This is a genomic window from Novosphingobium sediminis (genome assembly GCF_007991615.1).
GTDB lineage: Bacteria > Pseudomonadota > Alphaproteobacteria > Sphingomonadales > Sphingomonadaceae > Novosphingobium > Novosphingobium sediminis.
The window spans coordinates 149,497-170,418 of record NZ_BJYR01000003.1; the positions used below are offsets into that span (position 1 = coordinate 149,497).

Annotated in this window: 22 protein-coding genes, 1 tRNA gene and 1 pseudogene; 11 read left to right on the forward strand and 13 right to left on the reverse strand. The window is 62.7% G+C overall.

Features of this window, described 5'->3' with window-relative positions; genetic code table 11:
• Positions 1–540: 540 nt before the first annotated feature.
• The 4 genes from NSE01_RS02960 to NSE01_RS02975 form a co-directional block, all read right to left on the reverse strand.
• The gene (locus NSE01_RS02960; protein WP_147158140.1) at positions 541–1,365 is read right to left on the reverse strand and encodes a phytanoyl-CoA dioxygenase family protein; all 825 of its coding nucleotides are present in this window, start codon (positions 1,363–1,365) and stop codon (positions 541–543) included.
• A gap of 72 nt (positions 1,366–1,437) precedes the next feature.
• On the reverse strand, positions 1,438–1,842 hold the full coding sequence (locus NSE01_RS02965) for a C-glycoside deglycosidase beta subunit domain-containing protein (RefSeq protein ID WP_147158141.1): 405 nt from the start codon (positions 1,840–1,842) through the stop codon (positions 1,438–1,440).
• 35 nt (positions 1,843–1,877) lie between these two features.
• The gene (locus NSE01_RS02970) at positions 1,878–2,786 is read right to left on the reverse strand and encodes a sugar phosphate isomerase/epimerase family protein (RefSeq protein WP_147158142.1); all 909 of its coding nucleotides are present in this window, start codon (positions 2,784–2,786) and stop codon (positions 1,878–1,880) included.
• Positions 2,787–3,131: 345 nt separating this feature from the next.
• Complete coding sequence (locus tag NSE01_RS02975) at positions 3,132–3,734, reverse strand: TetR/AcrR family transcriptional regulator (protein ID WP_147158143.1); 603 nt, start codon at positions 3,732–3,734, stop codon at positions 3,132–3,134.
• A 179-nt stretch (positions 3,735–3,913) separates the two neighbouring features.
• Here NSE01_RS02975 and NSE01_RS02980 point away from each other — a divergent pair, with 179 nt between their 5' ends.
• The 4 genes from NSE01_RS02980 (at position 3,914) to NSE01_RS21130 (ending at position 6,593) form a co-directional block, all read left to right on the forward strand.
• On the forward strand, positions 3,914–4,795 hold the full coding sequence (locus tag NSE01_RS02980) for an aldose epimerase family protein (RefSeq protein ID WP_147158144.1): 882 nt from the start codon (positions 3,914–3,916) through the stop codon (positions 4,793–4,795).
• 83 nt (positions 4,796–4,878) lie between these two features.
• Positions 4,879–5,340: a Gfo/Idh/MocA family oxidoreductase gene (locus NSE01_RS02985; protein WP_147158145.1), complete on the forward strand. Its 462-nt coding sequence runs from the start codon at positions 4,879–4,881 to the stop codon at positions 5,338–5,340.
• Between the two features lie 29 nt (positions 5,341–5,369).
• The gene (locus NSE01_RS02990) at positions 5,370–6,359 is read left to right on the forward strand and encodes a 3-keto-disaccharide hydrolase (RefSeq protein ID WP_147158146.1); all 990 of its coding nucleotides are present in this window, start codon (positions 5,370–5,372) and stop codon (positions 6,357–6,359) included.
• 72 nt (positions 6,360–6,431) lie between these two features.
• Positions 6,432–6,593, forward strand: coding sequence for a hypothetical protein (locus NSE01_RS21130; RefSeq protein ID WP_170233745.1), 162 nt, complete (start codon positions 6,432–6,434; stop codon positions 6,591–6,593).
• 2 nt (positions 6,594–6,595) lie between these two features.
• On the opposite strand, the pseudogene NSE01_RS22015 reads toward NSE01_RS21130, so the two are convergent.
• Positions 6,596–6,955: pseudogene (locus tag NSE01_RS22015) on the reverse strand (hypothetical protein).
• A 230-nt stretch (positions 6,956–7,185) separates the two neighbouring features.
• Positions 7,186–7,276: transfer RNA gene (locus NSE01_RS03000), tRNA-Ser, on the reverse strand.
• 79 nt (positions 7,277–7,355) lie between these two features.
• On the opposite strand from NSE01_RS03000, the gene NSE01_RS03005 reads away from it, so the two are divergent.
• Complete coding sequence (locus NSE01_RS03005; protein ID WP_147158147.1) at positions 7,356–8,342, forward strand: peptidylprolyl isomerase; 987 nt, start codon at positions 7,356–7,358, stop codon at positions 8,340–8,342.
• Positions 8,343–8,455: 113 nt separating this feature from the next.
• Here the strand turns inward: NSE01_RS03005 and NSE01_RS03010 are convergent, their stop codons facing one another.
• The 3 genes from NSE01_RS03010 to eno all read right to left on the reverse strand — a co-directional run bounded on the left by NSE01_RS03010 (position 8,456) and on the right by eno (position 11,964).
• Positions 8,456–9,520 carry an Rv3169 family protein gene (locus NSE01_RS03010; protein WP_147158148.1) on the reverse strand — a complete coding sequence of 355 codons (1,065 nt, stop codon included), beginning with the start codon at positions 9,518–9,520 and terminating at the stop codon, positions 8,456–8,458.
• Positions 9,514–10,608, reverse strand: a complete 1,095-nt coding sequence (locus tag NSE01_RS03015; RefSeq protein WP_147158149.1) for a phosphotransferase family protein — start codon at positions 10,606–10,608, stop codon at positions 9,514–9,516. Before NSE01_RS03015 ends, NSE01_RS03010 begins: the two co-directional genes overlap by 7 nt.
• A 72-nt stretch (positions 10,609–10,680) precedes the next feature.
• The gene (eno, locus tag NSE01_RS03020) at positions 10,681–11,964 is read right to left on the reverse strand and encodes a phosphopyruvate hydratase (protein WP_147158150.1); all 1,284 of its coding nucleotides are present in this window, start codon (positions 11,962–11,964) and stop codon (positions 10,681–10,683) included.
• Between the two features lie 199 nt (positions 11,965–12,163).
• Here eno and NSE01_RS03025 point away from each other — a divergent pair, with 199 nt between their 5' ends.
• From NSE01_RS03025 to NSE01_RS03045, 5 genes are all read left to right on the forward strand, one after another.
• Entirely contained in the window at positions 12,164–12,826 is a 663-nt protein-coding gene (locus NSE01_RS03025) for a hypothetical protein (RefSeq protein ID WP_147158151.1), read from the forward strand.
• Positions 12,827–12,835: 9 nt separating this feature from the next.
• Positions 12,836–13,216 carry a phage holin family protein gene (locus tag NSE01_RS03030; protein ID WP_147158152.1) on the forward strand — a complete coding sequence of 127 codons (381 nt, stop codon included), beginning with the start codon at positions 12,836–12,838 and terminating at the stop codon, positions 13,214–13,216.
• Complete coding sequence (locus NSE01_RS03035; RefSeq protein ID WP_147158153.1) at positions 13,213–13,515, forward strand: hypothetical protein; 303 nt, start codon at positions 13,213–13,215, stop codon at positions 13,513–13,515. The genes NSE01_RS03030 and NSE01_RS03035 overlap by 4 nt, the downstream gene beginning before the upstream one ends.
• The gene (locus NSE01_RS03040) at positions 13,512–13,952 is read left to right on the forward strand and encodes a hypothetical protein (protein ID WP_147158154.1); all 441 of its coding nucleotides are present in this window, start codon (positions 13,512–13,514) and stop codon (positions 13,950–13,952) included. Before NSE01_RS03035 ends, NSE01_RS03040 begins: the two co-directional genes overlap by 4 nt.
• A gap of 86 nt (positions 13,953–14,038) precedes the next feature.
• Positions 14,039–14,263, forward strand: coding sequence for a DUF4170 domain-containing protein (locus tag NSE01_RS03045; RefSeq protein ID WP_147158155.1), 225 nt, complete (start codon positions 14,039–14,041; stop codon positions 14,261–14,263).
• Between the two features lie 66 nt (positions 14,264–14,329).
• Here the strand turns inward: NSE01_RS03045 and greA are convergent, their stop codons facing one another.
• From greA to carA, 4 genes are all read right to left on the reverse strand, one after another.
• Positions 14,330–14,806, reverse strand: a complete 477-nt coding sequence (greA, locus tag NSE01_RS03050) for a transcription elongation factor GreA (RefSeq protein WP_147158156.1) — start codon at positions 14,804–14,806, stop codon at positions 14,330–14,332.
• 111 nt (positions 14,807–14,917) lie between these two features.
• Positions 14,918–18,277, reverse strand: coding sequence for a carbamoyl-phosphate synthase large subunit (gene carB / locus NSE01_RS03055; RefSeq protein ID WP_147158157.1), 3,360 nt, complete (start codon positions 18,275–18,277; stop codon positions 14,918–14,920).
• On the reverse strand, positions 18,277–19,044 hold the full coding sequence (locus NSE01_RS03060) for a hypothetical protein (RefSeq protein WP_147158158.1): 768 nt from the start codon (positions 19,042–19,044) through the stop codon (positions 18,277–18,279). The genes carB and NSE01_RS03060 overlap by 1 nt, the downstream gene beginning before the upstream one ends.
• The gene (gene carA / locus NSE01_RS03065; protein WP_147158159.1) at positions 19,041–20,210 is read right to left on the reverse strand and encodes a glutamine-hydrolyzing carbamoyl-phosphate synthase small subunit; all 1,170 of its coding nucleotides are present in this window, start codon (positions 20,208–20,210) and stop codon (positions 19,041–19,043) included. The genes NSE01_RS03060 and carA overlap by 4 nt, the downstream gene beginning before the upstream one ends.
• A gap of 161 nt (positions 20,211–20,371) precedes the next feature.
• Between carA and NSE01_RS03070 the strand changes: the two genes are divergently transcribed.
• Complete coding sequence (locus NSE01_RS03070; RefSeq protein WP_147158160.1) at positions 20,372–20,824, forward strand: GatB/YqeY domain-containing protein; 453 nt, start codon at positions 20,372–20,374, stop codon at positions 20,822–20,824.
• Positions 20,825–20,922 lie beyond the last annotated feature (98 nt).

A 20,922-nucleotide genomic window follows, 5' to 3' on the forward strand; every position in this document is an offset into this window, starting at 1 on the left:
GTAATGCAAAGTGGACAAAGCGGTCGTGCTGGACAGGAATTAGTGGAAGCCCTTGCCTTCCGCCCCGATGATGTTGGCGGCATTGATCGCGGATGGACGGTTCTGCGAAGAGTGTGCGGATGCTTGGTAACGGCAGGCACAGCCGTCAACGGTCGTTCAAGCGTCGAATGCTTTTATCTCAATTTGGTCGACTGCTGCCGATTGCCGTGAACGCCGCATCGCGGGACTTGGCTGCTGTTCCACAGTCGCCAATTGGATGGCAGGCTGAGCCAAAAGCCTCCGTTCATACGCGGGGATCTGAATGACCCAGAATGCGAACTATCCGGTACGGCAGGTTACAGCAGCAGAAAATGGGATAGTGGACTTCGGGGGTATACGTCGGCGGCGGTTTCCGGACCGACCCTTCACACCCGTTTGACGGCCGAATTCGGACTCTCGGGTGTGGACGGTCCGCTCGTGTGCCTCGCTCACTTGATGGGCCGCTCTGCTCCCCTGCCTACCCCCTCCAGATCGGCACTCAGAAACTGCCCGAACGCGTTTCTAAGCGGTAAGTGCGCCGAGGTGGGTTTCCCAGGTGATCGTATCGTTGTGCGAATGGGTGAAGCCGATCGAGCGTTCGAAGTCGACGCAGGCTTTTGAACGGAAGGCGACGATATAGGTGCGGCGCCAGCGGTCCTGCGAAATGTTTCCGCCCGAACCGTGCACGATCAACTCGTCATGCACGGTGATGTCGCCGCGCTTCAGCGGCAGGTCGACCACAATATCGGAATCAGTCAGTTCGACGCTCAGAATGTGAGACTTGCTGCGATCCTCACCCATCAGCGGGCGGTGCGGGCGAAGGCCCTGTTTCTGCGAACCAGGCACCACCTTGAGGCATCCGTTTTCGGGATCAGCGTCGTCTAGCGCGAGGCTGCAGGTCGCGGTTAGCGGCTCCGGCGTTCCGGTTGGCCAGTATCCCAAATCCTGGTGCATCGTGAACACGGCATCGGGCTTTGCTGGGCGCTTTGCCAGGAACTGATCGTAATCCAGCGTCGCACTTGTTCCCAGGAGTTGCCGCGAGATTGACGCCGCGCGCCGTTCGTAGAGGTTGTCGCGCAGGGTGGGCTCGTAATGGCGAGGGAGCACGGCATTCACGAGGCTGAAGTTCTCGAACGCGCGGTCAAAGGGCCCGGACATGTCGCAGAAATCCTTGCCCATGCCGCCCACTTCGCCGCGGATGAAGCGACCGAACTCGGCCTCAAGCGGTGCAAGTTCGTCCTCGGCCATCACACTGCGAAGGGTGATGTAGCCATCGCGATGGAACTGGGAAATCTCCTCTGGCGAGAGGATGTAGTCATCGCCTTGGCGACCGAATTGCTGCGTCATTTTAGCTGAAACCTTCGCGTTCTTGATGGGCCGTCAATGCCCTGGCGATTCAACTTTCGGGATGGGTGTACGTCAGGCGATGCAGATGGTGCCGTAGCGTTCGGCATGCATCGGGAAGATGTGCACGTCGGGCGGGAAGTAGGAATAACGGATGCGGGCGAGGACCTCGATCTTGTGGACGCCGGGTTCAAGGCCGCCGGGTTTGTCGACGAGGATTTCGCCCCATTCGGCGAGGCCCCAGCGCGCAGTGGTCTCCTCGCGCATTTCGGCCATGGTGTAGACTTCGTCGCGGATGCCGAAGCGGTTGATCTCGTGATCATAATAGACGCCGTCAACCGTCACGTCGAAGCCATCCAGCTGCGACAGGCGGGTGCCGTGGTAGTTGGGGATGCGAATGCGGATGGCGAAGCCTTCACGCGCACCGACGGGTCCGAAATTGCGGAAGCCGGTGCTCTGGATGAGCTGGTGTTCGAGCATGGTATTCTCCGGGAATTCTTATGTGCAAAGCGGGATTAGGCGAACTTGCCTTCGTCGAACTCCCGCTCGAGCTTGCGCAGAAGCGCATGCTGGCGGCGGACCTGATCGATCGAGCGCCATGGTGCGCGCCAACCTTCATATTCGCTGGAAAGGTAGCCGGAATAGCCCGAGCGCTTGATCGCCGAGATTACGGGCTTCCAGGGGATGTTCTGGTCCTCGAGATTCTCGTCGATGTCGTGGAACTTGGCCTGAATGAACACGACGTACTGGGCGACATCAAGGAAGTGCTCGGGCGGAACCTTGATGCCGTTGAGGAACTCCATGTGCTTGCGCGCTTCCTCGTTGATCTGGTGCGAGCCCCAGTGCGTCAGCGGGCGGTCCTGGAAGATGCCGGTGTCGATCATCAGGCCGAAGTTCTTCGTGCCAGTGCGCTCGATGAAGTTGATGTAGCCATCGACCACTTCGTGCTTGATCGGCGTGGGCGCGTGGATTTCCGGGCAGATCACCACGCCGAGCTCGTGGGCGAGTTCGAGGTTGCGCTCGGTGTAGGCTTCCCACTGCGGCTCGGGCATCAGGTCATGCGATAGCACGCCGAACTTCGGGCGCAGGAACTTGAAGCCCAATTGGTGAGCAAGCCGCAGGTCGCGCTCGAGCTCTGCCGCCCCTTCCTCGATAGTGAGGTTGCGCTGCAGGGTGATGCGCATGTCTACCCACGAGCACATGTTGGTCGGTTCGAGCTTGTACTTGTCGAGCAGGCCGAACCAGCGGTCGAGAAACTGGCTGGAGGGGTTAGGAAAACCCTCGATCTGGCCCTCGCCGAGGATCTCGATGCCGGTGGCTCCGGTATCGGCGATATGGTCGAACGCGTCTTCCAGCGTCATGACCGAGCCATAGTCATCGACGTAGCTGTAAGTTGAAACACCGTATTTGAACGAACCGGGCATGTCTTGCTCCTGAATGGCAGGAGACGGAGCCAAGGGCTCCGCCTTCCGCCGGTATGCGTTGCGATCCCTGGAGGGATCAGAAGTTCACGCCCGCCCGTACGCCGTAGGTGCGCGGTGGCTGGAACTGGCAGTTGTCGCTGAAGCCGTTGAAGTTCTGCTCGGCGAAGGACAGGACGTTCTTGCTGAACACGTTTCGCACTGCGTCTGCGGCATCAGCCCGATATTTAATCGGTGATTAAATCGGTGCAGACGGAGCGTCAAGCTCAAATCTAATCACTGCTCTGATTGGATGATGGCGCAGGGATGCCGGCGAAGCGGTGCGCCTGTGTCCGTGGTAGCGGGTGATCAGTCTGCCAAGGCGGCGAGCGTGGCGCGGGCGACGATGGCTTCCGCGATATCGACAGTGGGCACCACGCTCTCGCTGGGCCGGATCACGCCCTTCTTGCGCATGGAAGAAAAGCCATAGATCGCGGACCAGAAGGCGATCACGCGCAAGTCGGCTTCGTCATCGGATACGCCGGGGAGCGCTGCCCGGAGATGGTCACGCAGGTTGAAGTGGCCCTTGAGCTGGTAATCGAGCAGCGCGGGGTCCAGCACCGGCGAGGTCAACTCGCTTTCATACATGAGGTCGAGCAGGAACGGGTTGGCTTCCGCAAAGCGGATGAACAGCAGGCCCATGCGACTCAGCTTTTCCGCCGGGGTGACCGTGCTTCGGCGGACCTGTTCGGCCCCGTCGAGCATCTCCTCGAAGCCTTCGATGGCAAGCGCCAGTAACAGCGAGCGGCGGTCGGGAAAGTGATGGTAAGGCGCACCGGGCGAGACGCCGACCTGCTGCGCCAGCGTGCGGATCGACAACCCGTGATGCCCGTTCTGCCGTACGTATTCGCGGCCGGCATCGAGCAGATCGCGGCGCAGGTTCTCACGGTGGTAAGGCTTCTTGGCGGGCATCGTTCTGTCAGGCGACCAGACAAGCTGATAAGGGATAATGGTGCTTCCCTAACAGCAAACCGCCTTCTGGCCAGACGGAAACCTCTGACGTCCCTCGAATAGGGTGGGCAGGCGCAGGCATTTTCACTGACTGCGGCGAGCATCTTGCCACTCAATCTGAGCAATGCTCAAATGCCTTCATGGATGATCACGGCCTGGTGACGCTGACGGCGTCGGATTACGAAGTAACCATCGCGCCGCAGGTGGGAGGGTCGCTGCGCAGCTTGGATTGGAAGGGGCTGCCGGTGTTGCGCAAGGCGTTGACTGGACACATCCTCGACGCGGCGTGCTTCCCCATCGTGCCGTTCTGCAACCGAATTGCCGAGGGGCGATTCACGGCGGGCGGCATAAGGCATCACCTGCCATCGAATTTTCCGGATGCCTATCATGCCCATGCGCTGCACGGCTATGGCTGGGTGCGGCCGTGGCAGGTGATCGCGCGCGATGCTGCGTCGATTCGGCTGGTCCATGACTACGACGAAGGGGTGTGGCCGTGGCGTTATCGCGCCGAGCAGCGCGTCGAGTTGGCTGCTGACGGCGTGCGGATGTTGCTTCGCGTCACCCATCTCGGCCCCGGCGTCATGCCGGCAGGCTTGGGCTTTCATCCCTATTTTCCGGGCGATGACAGCGCCGTGTACCATGGCTTGCACCGCTTCGAATGGCAGACTTCGTCCGATGGATTGCCGCTGGCATTGCTTGACGCAGGCGCGGCGGTGGACTGGTGGCAAGGCGCGCCAGTGACGAGCCGCGCGGTCGATACCATCCAAGAGGGGCGTCAAGGTACGCTGGCGATCCAACGATCGGCGAGCGACATGCTGATCGAATTGGAGCCGTCCGACTTGCTGACCTGCACGGGTGTCTATGTCGGGCGTGATGGGGATTTCTTCTGCGTCGAACCGCTTAGCCATCCGACCGACGCGATAAATCGCGCGCCCGAACAGATGGCGATGCTGGCTGAGGGCGAAACGCTGGAGGCCAGCCTGCTGATCCGTGCTCGCCACATCCCGCCGCAGGACGATTGACTTCGTCGCCCGATAATCTAATCAGCGATTAAATTATCGGGCAGAGGGTGCAGAACGCTTTGCGTGTGCCCCGGGAGGAATGGATGGAACCTGTCAGGATCGGCGTCATCGGCGCAGGCGATATCAGCATGGTCTATCTCAATGCGATTGCGCGCTCGACCGCACTTGACCTGCGCGCAATTGCTACGCGTGAACCCCAGGTGATTGCGGAAAAGGCCAACCGGTTCAGCGCGCAGGCCGTGTCCGTGCGGGATTTGTTGGCGGACGAGGCGATCGAGCTGGTCGTCAATCTTACCCCGGGCGCGGGGCTGGTCGATCTGGCGCTCGCCATCCGCTCAGGCAGCAGGCACCGCACCGAGGCGGAGTTCATCGTCCACTCGGTCGAGGTGATGGAGGCCATCGTCAAATCGGCCAAGACGCGCTCGGTCGTCGATCTTGTTTCAACCTGCGAACGCCCGGCGATCATCGATCCTGAAGCCGACGCTGCACTGATCGCGCTTACGGCATCGCCGTTCGATCTCGCCGAGAACGCATCGGCGCACTGATCTATCGTCTTTTCTTGGAGTGTTACGACATGTCCGCAACTCACCGCATAATTGCCGCAAGCCTTGCTCTCCTTGCTCCTGCCGACGCAATTGCCGCCGATGGTCCGCCCGACGGTTCGACCCCCGAACAGAAGGCCGCGATTGCCAAGGACCCGGCCTTCCGCCAACAGGACCTCGTCCTTACCAACCTGCCGCGCAACAAGGAGGCGCCGAGAAAGCTGTTCAATGGCCGCGATCTGGCCGGATGGGACAGTTGGCTTGGCGTTACCGTGCCGGCCACCACCTATGGGACGCCGAGCAGCGCACCGATCGGGCTCAATCACGATACCTACGGCGTGTTCAAGGTGGTTGAGCAGGATGGCGCGCCCGCAATCTATTCGAGCGGAAAACTGTTCGGTGGATTGCTGACGAAGCAGGCCCACCGCAACTATCACCTCCACGTGGAATACAAGTGGGGCGCGAATACCTGGACGCCGATGCCGCGCAACAACGGCGTGCTCTATCATTCGCACGGGGCCTATGGCGCGTTCTTCGGCACCTGGATGAGCGGCGTCGAGTTTGAAGTGGTGCCGCACTCGGTCGGCATGCTGCTGACAGTTGGGGATTCCAAGGGCAAGCAATCGTTCGAGACTGTCGACTGGCGCGTTGGCGCGACGGTGCCGGTCGCCCATGATTCGTCGATCCCTTATCCCAGCCGTCGCTATTTCCATGGCGGCCTACTTTCGCAGCTGACCTTCCCGACGTGGAATGTTGAAGCCGGAACAGACGCGGAAAGGCCGCTCGGCGAGTGGAATTCGCTCGATCTCTATGTCTTTGGCGACAAATCGATCCACGTGGTCAACGGCGTGCCGGTGATGGCTGCGTCCAACCTTACCACCCGCGACGCCAAGGCGCGGACGATCCCGTTGACCGCTGGCAAGATCCAGTTGCAGTCGGAAGGCGCGGAAACCTACTTCCGCGCGATCACGATCGAGCCAATCCGTCACCTTCCGACCATCGCCGAGCGCAAGGCACGCTGACAGAGAGATGGATCGGGCATCATGGCAGAGACGGTTTTCTAGCAGATCACGGGCGAGTTTGACCTGCTCGACGTGGCCGAGTTTCGCGCGGCCGCCGAGCCGTTGATGCCCGAGGCCTACCGCAACTTCGTCAACAATGTCGGCATGGAGCGCGCGCTGCTCGACGATATCGCGGCATGGCTGTCTGATACGAAACACTCTCCGCTGTCAAAGCTGGCCCTTACCCGCACGTGATCTCAGCCCATAAGGTTTTGCCACTCGACCAAGGCAGCCGAGCGGCGAAGCTTGTAGGTCTGACGATCGACGAGATGTCGTTCCTGAGAATAGTGGTTGTGGATCGAGGCATGGACGGAAGCGAATTTCTGTAACGACCTCACCTGCCGACGCCGGATCTGCGCCGCGAATATCGGCCTGAATCGGTTCCATCACAGCCGCACCGTCTCATGACAAATGTCGATGCCACGCTCGAAGAGTAGGTCTTCAGCATTCCCCAGGCTCAGCGGAAAGCGAACATGCATCATGACAACGAGCCGGATCACCTCTGACGAGGAGTGGAAATGCCGGAACGGATTGGCTGGTTTTCGAGGGCGGCCCACGCCGGAGCACTACCCTTCCCCCTCCCCCGCTAACAAAGGTGCAATCCTTTTGACACTGCCGGTGTGCCAGCACCTGCGGTAGCGCAGGGAAGTGTGCAACAGGTTGGAAACACGCGCCTTTCTCGGCCCCGGCGGTGTGCCAAAGCTGTGCCACGGGGCCGAGAAAGGGGGTGCGCCAGAAACAGCAGACCCATTTCGGGGTCCAACTAATTGATTTTATGAGAAATTTCTGGCGGAGCGGGAGGGATTCGAACCCTCGATACGCTTTTGGCGTATACTCACTTTCCAGGCGAGCGCCTTCGACCACTCGGCCACCGCTCCGCATTGCACTGGAAGGCGCGGCCCTAACCGCATGGAAGCGCTTTCGCAAGGCCGGGAAGGCTGGCATGCTCGCTTTGTGATGAAACACCCGGCTTTGCTCTCCCTCGTCCTGCTCGCCAGTTGCTCCGCAACTCCCGCGCCTGCCCCAGCTCCTTCGGAAGCGTCCGCTCCGGCCCTCGCCCCGACCGAGATCGTCGCGGCAGCCCCGGTGGCGGACTGGTCTGCCATCGCGCCGTCAGATCTGCTCGTGATGGACTTGTCCCCCGGTGCCAAGGGCGCCGCGCGTCGGGTGGTGATCCAGTTGTTGCCAGCGCCCTTTTCACAAGGGTGGATCGGCAACATCCGCAAGCTGGCAGCCGCAAAGTGGTGGGACGGGACAGCCGTGAACCGCGTGCAGGACGGGTACGTCGTGCAATGGGGCGATCCGGACGGCGAGGACAAGGCGAAGGCCAAGCCGCTGCCGCCGGGGCTCAGCAAGGTCGATGCAGCAAGTTACGCGACTTCAAGCTCGGAAGTCCGTCCGCTGGTCGCGGATGCCATCGCGCATGAAGCGCTGGGGACGCCGCATCCGAACACGCCCATTTTCATGAAGGACGCCTATGCCGACACGACGCTTGTCTGGCGGGGCTGGCCCATTGGCACTGATGGGGAAAAAATGTGGCCCATCCACTGCTACGGCACCGTTGGCGTCGGCCGCGATTATCCGCCTGACACCGGCTCGGGCGCGGAGCTCTACGCCGTCATCGGGCAGGCCCCGCGCCAGCTGGACCGGAACATCGCGGTTGTCGGCCGGGTGATCGATGGGATGGAGAACCTCTCCAGCCTGCCGCGCGGCACCGGCGATATCGGGTTCTACAAGACCGCGGAGGAGCGCACGCCGATCCTCTCGATCCGTATCGGCAGCGAAGTGCCCGGCCTGCCGCGCTATGAGTACCTGTCTACCGACAGCAAGAGCTTCGCGGCCTATGCCGATGCGCGCGCCAATCGGAGGGATTCGTTCTACATCCGGCCTGCAGGCGGGGTCGATATCTGCAACGTGCCGGTGCCGGTGCGGCGGGTGCCCTGACGAGACCTACAAGCAAGCCGCTCACCCTGAGCTTGTCGAAGGGTCCCTCGGGCAAGCGCCACGCCAGCGTGCTTCGACAGGCTCAGCACGAGCGGGGGTAGTTCTGGCCCCCGCTACCCCAGCCCCAGCGGCTTGTAGGCGCCGAAGATCAGCTGCTCGAACACGCCCGTTCCCACTTCGCCCGCGCTTGTCGTGACGCGCGAGACGATCTGCACGTGGAAGTTGTCCATCCGCTTGGGGTCGATCTCTGCCAGCACGATATCCTCGCGCTCCACTTCCAGCGGTCCATGGTACAAGCCGTGCCCCCACTTGGGCGAAGTATAGCCCAGCCCGCGCATCTGGAAGCGCACCAGCGGTTCGAAGGTGACCGTGAGCGGCTCATGACCGCCGATCACCAGTTCACCGCCCGCAGGCCACAGCGTCCCCGGCTGCAGCGGCGCATCGAGCCTGGCCGAGGGCGTCTCGAAGAAACCGTCATGCCCCGCCCCATCCGGCGCGATCACCGCGCGGGTATTCCACGGCGCGCCGTTCGCATCGGCGTTGATGTGGAAGAAAACGCTGCGAGTGGGCAGGTTGATTGGCGTCCACTGCCAGAAGAACTGCGGCACCACGCCATGCCCATGCGGCTGCGCATCGCTGGTGCCGACGGGCCGCACGCCCCAGCTGCGGTCGCGCGTACCCGCCGTGCCGGGTTTCAGCTCCGTGCGCTTTCCGTCAATCTCGACCCAGCCGGTATAGTGCCCGTTCTGCGTCAGCCGCGTATAGTCCATGAACGTGCGCGGGCCGATGCGGTGGATGAAGCGCGGCTCCTCAATGGGAAACGCACGGCCCGTAAACGTGATCTCGGCCTTTATGCCCTCGCCTTCCACGCTGATCGAGAGGCGTTTCAGCGGCTCTTCCACGCGGATCGCGATGGGCCCGCAGGTCAGGTCCAGCCGCTCCATGTTGAGCTCGCGCGAGGCGTGGAGCGAATGCTGCACCCCGTCCTTGATGAAGCAGAAGTGTGCATCCGCCACGTTGAGGTGAGGATAGATGCCGAAGGCCGCTGCGAAGAAATCGGTCCCGTCTGCCGCGTAGCCGTTGAAAAAGTAGCGGTCGTAGAAATTGCGGTCGGTGCCGGAATAGGCAATCGGCTCGGGCGTCTGGTGGAGGGGGAAATCATCACCATTCGTCAGCATTGTCCACTCTCCATCATGGCGTCCAAGGCGCCGATGCTATCGTGATCGAGCGCGAGTTCGGCCGCGCCGCGCGCCATCGAAAGGAAGTTGGCGTCGCCCCGCTCGGTGCGCACCACGAAGGCCGCGCTGAACACTGCCGTGAACAGCCCATGCAGCGCCCCGATCCGGTAGCGCCGCATCATGACATCTTGCGCAATCGGTGCCCCGTGCCGCGACATTTCCTCGGCATAGAGCCCCAGCAAGGCAGCCTCGTTGGGCCGCCTCAGATCGCTGCCGATCCCGCAACCCATGAAATAGCCCACGTCGGTCATCGCGCAGCCTATGGCGCAGGTCTGCCAGTCGACAATGGCAATCGGCTCAGCCCCGCCGCCGACGCCGAACAGCATGTTGTCGAGCCGGAAATCGCCGTGGATCAGGCATGGCTCTTCCGGCTGCCGGTTCAGCCAGCGCTCCACCCGCTGGTCGAGTTCGTCGCAAAGCAATAGCGCATCCTCCGCCAGTTGCCCGGCATACCGTTCGCGAAAGATCGCATGGGCCTGATGATAGAGCGTCCCGATCTGGTTCAGCAGCCCCTCGCGGCCATGGAGCCAGTCCGCACCGAGCACCGCAGGAAGGCCCTTGGTCGCCGCATGGAGCGCCGCCGCTTGCCGGATTGCTGCTTCGGCATCGGCAAGGCCGCAGCCTTCCAGCTGGTTGCCGCCGCGCTCGGGCGCGAGATCCTCAAACAGCAGCACGAAATCGGTGCCATCAGCGTTGATTTCCGCCGCATAGACCGTGGGCGTGCGCACCGCGATGCCCTTGGCGAGTTCGCGGTAGAAGCCCACTTCCTTCACATAGAGCATCATCGCCGCCGCCGTGCCGCGGCTGGTGGGATCGGCTGATGCAAACTTGCCAGCCAGCGTTGCCGGGGCCGCCGTGGGCCGGTCATAAGTCAGCGTAAAGCGCGCGGTATCGCCCACTTGCCCGGTGCCGATGGATTTCCATTCCAGCCCGGTAATCCGCGCGTCACCAAGCAGGCCTGCGCCCGCCAATTGCGCTTCGATCCAGCCCGGCGTTACCGCCGCGGCCGTCGTCGGAAATTCCACCATGTATCACTCTCCGCCAGCAAGACTGGCAGAGAGCGACAGCAATGGAAAGAGACTTTAAGCGGTCAGTTAAACTTACGCCAGACGCCCGAACGCCGCAGCGCCCGCATAGCGCGCCGACTGGCCCAGCTCTTCCTCGATGCGGATCAGCTGGTTGTACTTGGCGAGCCGGTCCGACCGCGCGAGCGAGCCGGTCTTGATCTGGCCGCAGTTGGTGGCGACCGCGAGGTCCGCAATCGTCGCGTCCTCGGTCTCACCCGAACGGTGCGACATGACCGCGGTATAGCCGTTGCGCTGGGCGATGCTCACAGCTTCCAGCGTCTCGGTCAGCGTGCCGATCTGGTTGACCTTCACCAGCAGCGAATTGGCGAGGCCCTTGGCGATGCCCATCGTCAGGCGCTTGGGGTTGGTGACGAACAGGTCGTCGCCCACCAGCTGCACCTTCTTGCCCACCTTGGCGGTCAGCGCGGCCCAGCCTTCGAAATCGTCCTCGCTCATGCCGTCCTCGATGGAACGGATCGGATAGGCATCGGTCAGCGCCGCGAGGTAATCAGCCATCGCTTCGGGCGAAAGCGAAAGGCCCTCGCCGCTGATCTCGTACTTGCCGTTCTTGAAGAACTCGGTCGCCGCGCAGTCCAGCGCCAGCACGATATCGGTGCCCGGCTTGAAACCAGCCTGCTCGATCGAGGCCATCACGAAATCGAGCGCATCGCGGGTGCTGGCAATGTTCGGCGCGAAGCCGCCTTCATCGCCCACGCCAGTGGCGAGGCCCTTCTGGTGCAGCGCCTTCTTCAGCGTGTGGAACACTTCCGCGCCCCAGCGGACGGCTTCGGCCAGCGTCGGCGCGCCGACCGGCATGATCATGAATTCCTGGAAGTCGATCGGGTTGTCGGCATGTTCGCCGCCGTTGATGATGTTCATCATCGGCACCGGCAGCAGGTGCGCCGAAACACCGCCGACATAGCTGTAAAGCGGCAGGCCGCGGGCATCCGCTGCGGCCTTCGCCACCGCAAGGCTGGTGCCGAGGATCGCGTTCGCGCCAAGGCGGCTCTTGTTCTCGGTCCCGTCGAGAGCGATCATCGCCATGTCAATGTCACGCTGGTCCTCAGCGTCCATGTCGACCAGCGCTCCGGCGATCTCGCCGTTGACCGCGCCCACAGCCTGCAGCACGCCCTTGCCAAGGAAGCGCCCCTTGTCACCGTCGCGCAGTTCGACGGCTTCGTGGGCACCGGTCGAGGCGCCCGAAGGCACTGCGGCGCGGCCGAACGAGCCGTCTTCCAGCAGCACATCGACTTCGACGGTCGGGTTGCCCCGGCTGTCGAGGATCTCGCGGGCGTGAATGTCGATGATCGCGGTCATGGTCGCTTCCTCGTATGGTGACGTATCGGGTGCGCCCTATCGGTGCTTCGCCGGCGATACAAGTCCGCCTAGCTATGCGTGGAACCGTCCGGTCGTCCCATGCGTAAGGCAAATGCGGCCGCAGCGCGCTTTCGCACTTGCGGCAATTGGGCTAGGACCGGAACGTAATCCAGAATCGCCCCGTGAAAGGACCCGCACCATGGCCGATACCCCTGACAACGCGGCTCCCGAAGCCGCTCCCAAGCCCAAGAGCCGCAAGAAGCCGGCGCTGAAGGCCGTCGAGACTGCGATTGAAGCCGTGGCCGAAGCCGTGCCTGCCGAGATCGCACAGATCGAGGAAACCGCCTCCGAAGCGGCCACCAGCGTCACCACCCGCTTCGGCAAGGCAATCGAAGACGCCAAGGCCAGCGCTGCCACGCTCACCGGCGAGGCGCGCGAACGCACCGCTGCGCTCACCGGAACCGTCTCCGCGACGGCCAGCGAATACACCGAAAAGGCCGGCGAATATGCCGAGCAGGCCAAGGTCGTCGCGCTTGATCTCGCGCGGCAGGGCAAGGGCAAGGCCACCCAGGCGCTCTCCACCCTCGGCGAGACGATCGAGAGCAACGCCGGCGTGATCGACGAGAAGCTCGGCGTGCAATACGGCGATTACGCCCGCGGCGCAGCGCATACGCTGCAGTCGACGGCCGCCAGCCTCGAAGCCAAGGACATTCCCGAGATCGGCGAGGAGATCGTGACCTTCGTGAAGAAGAGCCCGGTCAAGGCGCTCGGCATCGCAGCGGTGACGGGTTTCGTCCTCTCGCGCTTCCTGCGCCGCAAGCCTGCGCCTGCTGCGGACAGCGCCGAAACCACGGAAGCCTGATTTCAGCGCGTGACCGAAGACAAGGTCCACACCGAAAGCGAAACAGGGGCAGACGAGTCCCTGCTTGGAGGCGCGCGCGCACTGCTGGAGGACGGCCAGACGCTGATCGCGGCAGAGCTTGAATTCCAGAAGGCGCGCGCCGGTTTCGTGCTCGGCCGCGCCAAGGGCATTCTTGGGTTCGCCGCGCTGGCGCTGGCGCTGCTGTTCTTTGCCTTGATGGCGCTGGTCGTGGGCCTGCTGCTCGCATTGGCGCCGCTGATCGGGCCATGGGGCGCTCTGGCGGTCGTCTTTCTCGGCCTGCTGGCGCTCACCGGTCTTTGCGTGCTTGGCGTGATCGGCCGTGTCCGTGCGGTCAGTCGCGCGATCAAGGGGCGGGACGGCCCGGCATGAGCGACGAGACGCTGCACGAGGCCCGCGCCCGGCGCAATGCGGCCTGGGCCCGCTTCAACGGCCAGAAGGATGCGCTGCGCACCGGTCTGGCCGAGAAATCCATCCCTGCCCGCATCAAGGACGCGGCGATGGACCGCGTGATCGACACAGTCGATGAGGCGAAGGCCGTCGCCAAGGACAATATCCCGGTGATCGGCGGCACGCTGGCGCTGCTCGCCGCGTGGTTCTTCCGCCGCCCGCTCATCAATCTCATCAAGAACCGCTTCGGCAGCGACGAAGCGGACGAGGACGTCACATGACCGAGAGCGAAACACCCCAGCCGAATGCGGAAACGCCCGAAACCGAAAAGCCGGCGGATACGCTCGGTAAGGTCAAGGGCTTCGTCGAGGAGCATCCCGTCGCCATGGTCGCGGGCGGCATTCTTGTCGGTGCGCTTGTGGCAGGAGCGCTGTCCCGCGCCGGAAGCGGCGTTACCGGCGACAAGGCAACCCGCAAGGGCACCCTCTCGCGCATGTCCCTCCCCCGCCGCGCGGCGGATCTTGCCGCAGTGGGGCTCGAGATCGCAGCCGCCTACGTCGCCGGTGCGGCCGGTGAAAAAGCCGCCGCTGCCACAAGCGAAGCGCCGGAGGACGCCGCAAAGCCTGCAAGGCCGAGCCTGCCTGCGCTGGCCGACAAGACGCTGCGCACGCTCGCGCCGGTCATCACGCGCCACCTTCCCGGCAAGAAGGCTGATTAACGGCCTATTCCGTAGCGGCCGGGGCTTGCACGCCCCTCTCTATTTTGCGAGGGGCAGGCTTCCTCCCCAAGGAACGGAAGCCAGCCATGCAGAAACTGCACCTCGTCATGGGCGGGCGGGTCAAGGACCCGCAGCACCTCGAATTTACCGATCTTTCGAAGATCGACCTCGTCGGCGTCTATCCCGATTATGCCAGCGCTGAAGAAGCATGGCGCAGCTGTGCCCAGCGCACGGTCGACGATGCCGAAATGCGCTACGTGGTGGTCCATCTCCACCGCCTGCTGGAACCCGCGCTGCACAAGCCGGAGTAACGCAACGAAAAACGGCCGGGGCAGAACCCCGGCCGTTTTTCGTTCATACCTCAGCGTGGCGAGACCTCAGATAAACTCGATCTTCTCGACCACATAGAACCGGTCGCCAGAAGGCACGGTCACTTCGATCTCGTCTTCCACCCGGCGGCCGATCAGCGCGCGCCCGAGCGGCGAGTTGTAGCTGATCCGGCCGCGCTTGGCGTCAGCCTCGGCCTGGCCAACGATCTGATAGCGCACCGGCTTGTCGGCATCATCGAGCAGCGTGACGGTCGCGCCGAACACGATGCGGTCGCCCGAAAGCGTCGTCGGGTCGATGATCTGCGCGCGGCTGAGCTTGTCTTCCAGATCGCTGATCGCTGCTTCGACCTGACCCTGACGCTCCTTCGCGGCATGGTATTCGGCGTTTTCGGAAAGATCGCCGTGCGCGCGTGCTTCCTCGATAGCATCGACGATGTGGGGACGTTCTTCGCGCAGCGCCTTTAGCTCTGCCGTAAGCTTCTCGTAGCCTTCGGCCAGCATCGGCAGCTTTTCAACACTTGCCATCCCTAGTCCTTCTTGTCTTTCAATCCCTTGGGCCAACAGCGCCAAGAGAAAACCATTCCTTCCCGGCAGGCATGATGCCGAACCGGGCCCCAATCGCCGCAATGCTGGGGGTCACGTGGAGAGCTGATAATAATCCTGCAATGACCTTACCGCAAGTTCGGCGCTGCGCAGTGCCTCGATTGCCCCCGCCGCCGCGACCGAAGCCGCCGCCGTGGTGAAGTAGGGCACCTTGCCATAAAGCGCCGAGCCGCGGATCGATTGCGAGTCCTTGTGGCTCTGCCAGCCTTCCGTGGTGTTGAAGATCAGCGCGATCTCGCCGTCGATGATCCGGTCCACGATATGCGGACGGCCTTCAGCCACTTTGTTGACCCGCTCGACCTTCACGCCCGCCGCGGTCAGGAACGTCGCCGTACCGCCCGTCGCCACGATGCGGAAGCCTTGGCTCACGAGCTTCTGCACCGCCGGCAGGATCACCGGCTTGTCGCTGTCCTTCACCGAGACGAACACCGTGCCGCCCACCGGCAGCACCATGCCCGCGCCCAACTGCGCCTTGGCAAAGGCGACCGGGAAGCCGCTGTCGATGCCCATCACCTCGCCGGTCGACTTCATCTCGGGCGAAAGCACCGGATCGACGCCGGGGAAGCGTGCGAACGGGAAAACCGCTTCCTTCACCGCCATGTAAGGCACGTCGCGCTTGATCGGCGGCAGGTCCCTGATCTTCTCGCCCGCCATGATCCGCGCGGCATACTTGGCGATCGGCTGGCCGATGGCCTTGGCGACGAACGGCACTGTGCGGCTGGCGCGCGGGTTCACCTCGATCAGATAGACGAGGCCGTCCTTCACCGCGAACTGGATGTTCATCAGGCCCTTGACGCTCAGTGCCTTGGCCAGCGCCACCGCCTGCCGCTCCATCTCGGCAATGATCTCGGCCGGCAGGCTGTAGGGCGGCAGGGTGCAGGCGCTGTCGCCTGAATGGATGCCCGCTTCCTCGATGTGCTGCATCACGCCCGCGACGACGACATCGTCGCCATCCGCCAGCGCATCGACGTCGCATTCGATCGCATCGCGCAAGTACTGGTCGATCAGCACCGGGCTCTCGCCCGAAACCTTCACCGCGGTCGCGATGTAGTCATCGAGCTGCGCCTGGCTGTCGACGATCTCCATCGCGCGGCCACCGAGCACATAGCTCGGCCGGATCAGCACCGGATACCCGATGCGAGCCGCCACCGCGACCGCTTCGTCGCGGCTGCGCGCGGTGCCGCCCGCAGGCTGGAGTAGGCCCAGCTTCTCGACCAGCCGATTGAACCGCTCGCGGTCCTCGGCAAGGTCAATCGCGTCAGGCGAGGTGCCGAGGATCGGGATGCCCGCATCCTCCAGCGCCTGCGCGAGCTTGAGCGGCGTCTGCCCACCAAACTGCACGATGACGCCCACCAGCGTACCGTTCGCCTTCTCGGCTTCCAGCACCTCGAGCACGTCCTCCGCGGTCAGCGGCTCGAAATAGAGCCGGTCCGAGGTGTCGTAGTCGGTCGAAACCGTCTCGGGGTTGCAGTTGATCATGATCGTTTCGAAACCGGCGCCGGCCTCGCCGCTCGCCGGATCCGTGTCGCCCAGCGCGAAGCAGGCGTGGCAGCAGCAGTAGTCGAACTCGATGCCCTGCCCGATGCGGTTCGGCCCGCCACCGAGGATCACGATCTTCTTGCGGTCCGAAGGCGCCGCCTCGTTCTCCGGCTCGCCAAACAGGCCGCCTTCGTAGGTCGAGTACATGTAGGGCGTCACCGCCTCGAACTCGGCCGCGCAGCTGTCGATGCGCTTGAACACCGGGCGCACGCCCAGCTTGTGGCGCAGCGCGCGGACTTCTTCCTCGCTCGTCGCGCCCGCCATCGCGCTCAGCACGTCATGCAGCAGCCCGGAACGACGCGCCTGCGTCTCGCCCAGCCCGCCAGCCACGCCCACCGAACGCACCGCCAGCGTCGCCAGCCGCTTGTCCGAGAAGCCCATGGCCTTGAGGCGCCGCAGCCCCGCCGCGTCGATCGGCAAGCCTTCGTCTGCAATCTTCGATTCCTCGGCGATGATCGCCTCGATCTGGCGCAGGAACCACGGCTCGTACTTGGTGACGGCGTGGACTTCCTCCACTGTCATCCCCTCGCGGAAGGCCTGCCCGATCACGAGCAGCCGCTCCGGCGTCGCCCGGCTGAGCGCTGCGACCAGTTGGTCACGCGAAGCGCCTTCCAGTTCGACCACGCGGTTGAAGCCATCCAGCCCGGTTTCCAGTCCGCGCAGCGCCTTCTGCATCGATTCCTGGAAATTGCGTCCAATTGCCATGACTTCGCCGACGGACTTCATAGCCGTTCCGAGCAGCGGCTCAGCGCCCTTGAACTTCTCGAAGGCAAAGCGCGGGATCTTGGTGACGACATAATCGAGTGTCGGCTCGAACGCCGCCGGGGTCGCGCCCGTGATGTCGTTCATGATCTCGTCGAGCGTGTAGCCCACCGCCAGCTTCGCCGCGACCTTGGCAATCGGGAACCCGGTGGCCTTTGAAGCCAGCGCCGAAGAACGCGAAACGCGCGGGTTCATCTCGATGACGATCAGTCGCCCGTCCTTCGGGTTGACTGCGAACTGCACGTTCGAACCACCTGTTTCAACGCCGATTTCCCGGAGCACCGCGATCGATGCATTGCGCATGATCTGGTATTCCTTGTCGGTCAGCGTCAGCGCCGGGGCGACGGTGATGGAATCGCCCGTATGGACGCCCATCGGATCGACGTTCTCGATCGAGCAGATAATAATGGCATTGTCGTTCCGGTCACGGACGACTTCCATCTCGTACTCTTTCCAACCGAGCAGCGATTCCTCGATCAGCACTTCGGTGGTCGGCGAAGCTTCCAGCCCGCCGCGCACAATCTTGACGAATTCTTCCTTGTTGTAGGCAATCCCGCCGCCGGTGCCGCCCATGGTGAAGCTCGGCCGGATGATCGATGGAAGTCCGGTGCGTTCCAGCACCGCCAGCGCTTCATCCACCGTGTGCGCGATGCCGGAACGGGCCGATTCCAGCCCGATCTTGTCCATCGCATCGCGGAACTTCATGCGGTCCTCGGCCTTGTCGATGGCCTCGGCATCCGCGCCGATCATCACGCAGCCATACTTTTCCAGCGTGCCATCGCGCGCCAGCGCCAGCGCCGTGTTGAGCGCAGTCTGCCCGCCCATCGTCGGCAGCACCGCATCGGGGCGCTCTTTCTCGATGATCTTGGCGACCACCTCGGGCGTAATCGGCTCGACATAGGTCGCGTGCGCCATGTCCGGATCGGTCATGATCGTCGCGGGGTTCGAGTTGACCAGGATGATGCGGTAGCCCTCTTCCTTGAGCGCCTTCACCGCCTGCGTGCCCGAATAATCGAACTCGCAAGCCTGGCCGATGATGATCGGCCCGGCGCCGATGATCAGGATCGAGGAGATGTCAGTGCGTTTGGGCATTAACCTAAGCCTACCTGTTTCACGAGAACCGCCAGTAGTGCTCCGGCAAGAGCGCCGACCGTCTCTTTCTCATACCTAAGGGCCAAAAATTTAAGACCCTCAATTAGGGTCCATTGTAGTGCATATAACTTAAAGTTACCTGCGCGAATTAACTCTCGACCAGCCTTAAGCTGACCAATGATTATCTCACGAAAACCAGACTCTCCGTCAATTCCATTGAGCCGTTCAACTGCATCAATCAGTTCAGATGTCTGTTCATCAAATTGACTGATCTGATTGTGATTTAGAGATACAGTTCTATCCGAAGCTGGAAAATCTGAAGATACGCGATCCACATCACTGATATTACTTTCAATTTCCTGATCATACTTACCCATCTCAACACCATCTGAGCGAGCAATATTGATCAGAGCCTTAGTGAATGCACCATCTCCAAGATTAGAGATCCTAATTCCAACCTCAGATCCAGAACGAATTATATTGTAGTAATTTATCACATTTGAGATAGGCATTTTAAAATAATGCCCTGTGAATTCATCACCCTCAATGAAAATTGCCTGATTATTCTTTAAATCATCAATAAAAATATTCACAATATCTTTATATTTATCGCCAATTTCAATACCTATATCCTGAAAATGCCGGGCCAATGCCTTATGAAAAATATCCTCCATTCGCTCGACTGGAAGCCACTTCTTCGTGGTCTCAACGAAATCAGTTTTACAGATCGCATTGAGCAGAGCGAGTTTTAGATAGTCTTCCTTCACCCCAGCATCCCCACAAACTTCTCGAACAGATAGAAGCTGTCCTGCGGCCCCGGGCTCGCCTCAGGGTGATACTGCACCCCGAACGCCTTCTTGCCGGCGATCTCGATCCCGCAGTTCGAACCATCGAACAGCGAGACATGCGTTTCCACCACGCCTTCAGGCAGAGTTGAATTATCGACCGCAAATCCATGGTTCATCGAGGTGATCTCGACGACGCTGTCCGCATGCCGCTTTACCGGATGGTTCGCGCCGCGGTGGCCTTGGTGCATCTTCACCGTCTTCGCACCCGCCGCGAGGCCGAGCATCTGGTGGCCAAGGCAGATGCCGAACACCGGAATGTCGCGCTCCAGCAGGCCCTGGATCAGCGGCACGGCATAGACGCCCGTCGCAGCCGGATCGCCCGGACCGTTCGAGAGGAACACGCCCGCCGGCTCCAGCGCCAGCACCGTCTCAAGCGAAGTCTCCGCCGGCACCACCGTCACCCGCGCACCGGCGCGCACCAGATTGCGGAAGATGTTGTCCTTGGCGCCGTAATCGACCGCCACGACATGCGGGCGCGCGTCACGCGGCGAGCGGGCATAGCCCTGCCCGAGATGCCAGATGCCGCCTTCCCAGTCAGCCTGCTCGTCCCGGCTCACCACGCGGGCGAGGTCCATGCCTTCAAGGCCCGGCCAGGCCTTCGCTTCGGCGATCAGCGCCGGAATATCGAAATTGCCCTCGGGATCATGCGCGATCACTGCATTGGGCGCGCCGAGCAGGCGGATCCGCCGCGTCAGCGCCCGGGTATCCACGCCCGAAAGCCCGATCTTGCCGCGCGCCGCCAGCCAAGCCTGCAGCGGCTCAATCGCGCGGAAATTGGCCGGCTCTGTCACATCCTCGCGCACCACGCAGCCAACCGCGCCGGGCACGTCATGGCTCTCCATGTCCTCAGGATTGGTGCCGACATTGCCGATATGGGGGAACGTGAAGGTCACCACCTGACCCGCGTAGGACGGGTCCGTCATCACTTCCTGATAGCCCGTCATCGCGGTGTTGAAGCACACTTCGCCCACCGCCTTGCCTTCCGCGCCAAAGCCGCGTCCCCACGCCACCGATCCATCGGCGAGAACAAGAACGCCGGTTGCGCCGGCCGGCTTGGGCGCATGAGTGTGGGCGGGGTCGGCCATGATAGGGGGCGCTCCGTTGGCAAGGGTCTGGCGATGTCGCTAAGGCTCGGTCGCTAGGCCCCTCGCCCCCTCCCGTCAACCTAGCGAAGGCAGAAAGTTTCGCCTAAGTGACAAGGCTTCGCGCCCGAAAGCGGCGCTCAATCCACAGGAATACGAATCCCATGATCCGCGATACGATCAAGGCCGCCCAGATCAGCGCCATGAAAGCCGGCGACAAGGCCCGCCTCGCCGCCGTCCGCCTCATCCTTGCCAAGCTGAAGGACAAGGACATCGAACTGCGCACCGCCAGCACAGTGCCGGATGACGATGTGCTCGTGGTCGACGTTCTCCAGAAGATGGCCAAGCAGCGCCGCGAATCGATCACGCTCTATGTCGAGGGCGGCCGGCAGGAACTCGCCGATATCGAACAGGCCGAACTCGCCGTGATCGAGGAATTCCTCCCCGCCCAGATGAGCGAGGACGACACCAAGGCCGCGATCGAGGCGATCAAGGCCGAACTTGGCGCGACGTCGATGAAGGACATGGGCAAAGTCGTCGCCGCCCTGAAGGCCCGCCACGGCAGCCAGCTCGACATGGGCAAGGCGAGCGGGCTGGTGAAGGCAGCGCTGGCGTGACTTCCCCCCTCCCGCCTGCGGGAGGAACCATGCCATCTTCTCCCCTCCCGCTTGCGGGAGGGGTCGGGGGTGGGCCCTTGGTGGTGCGCGCTCTCAGG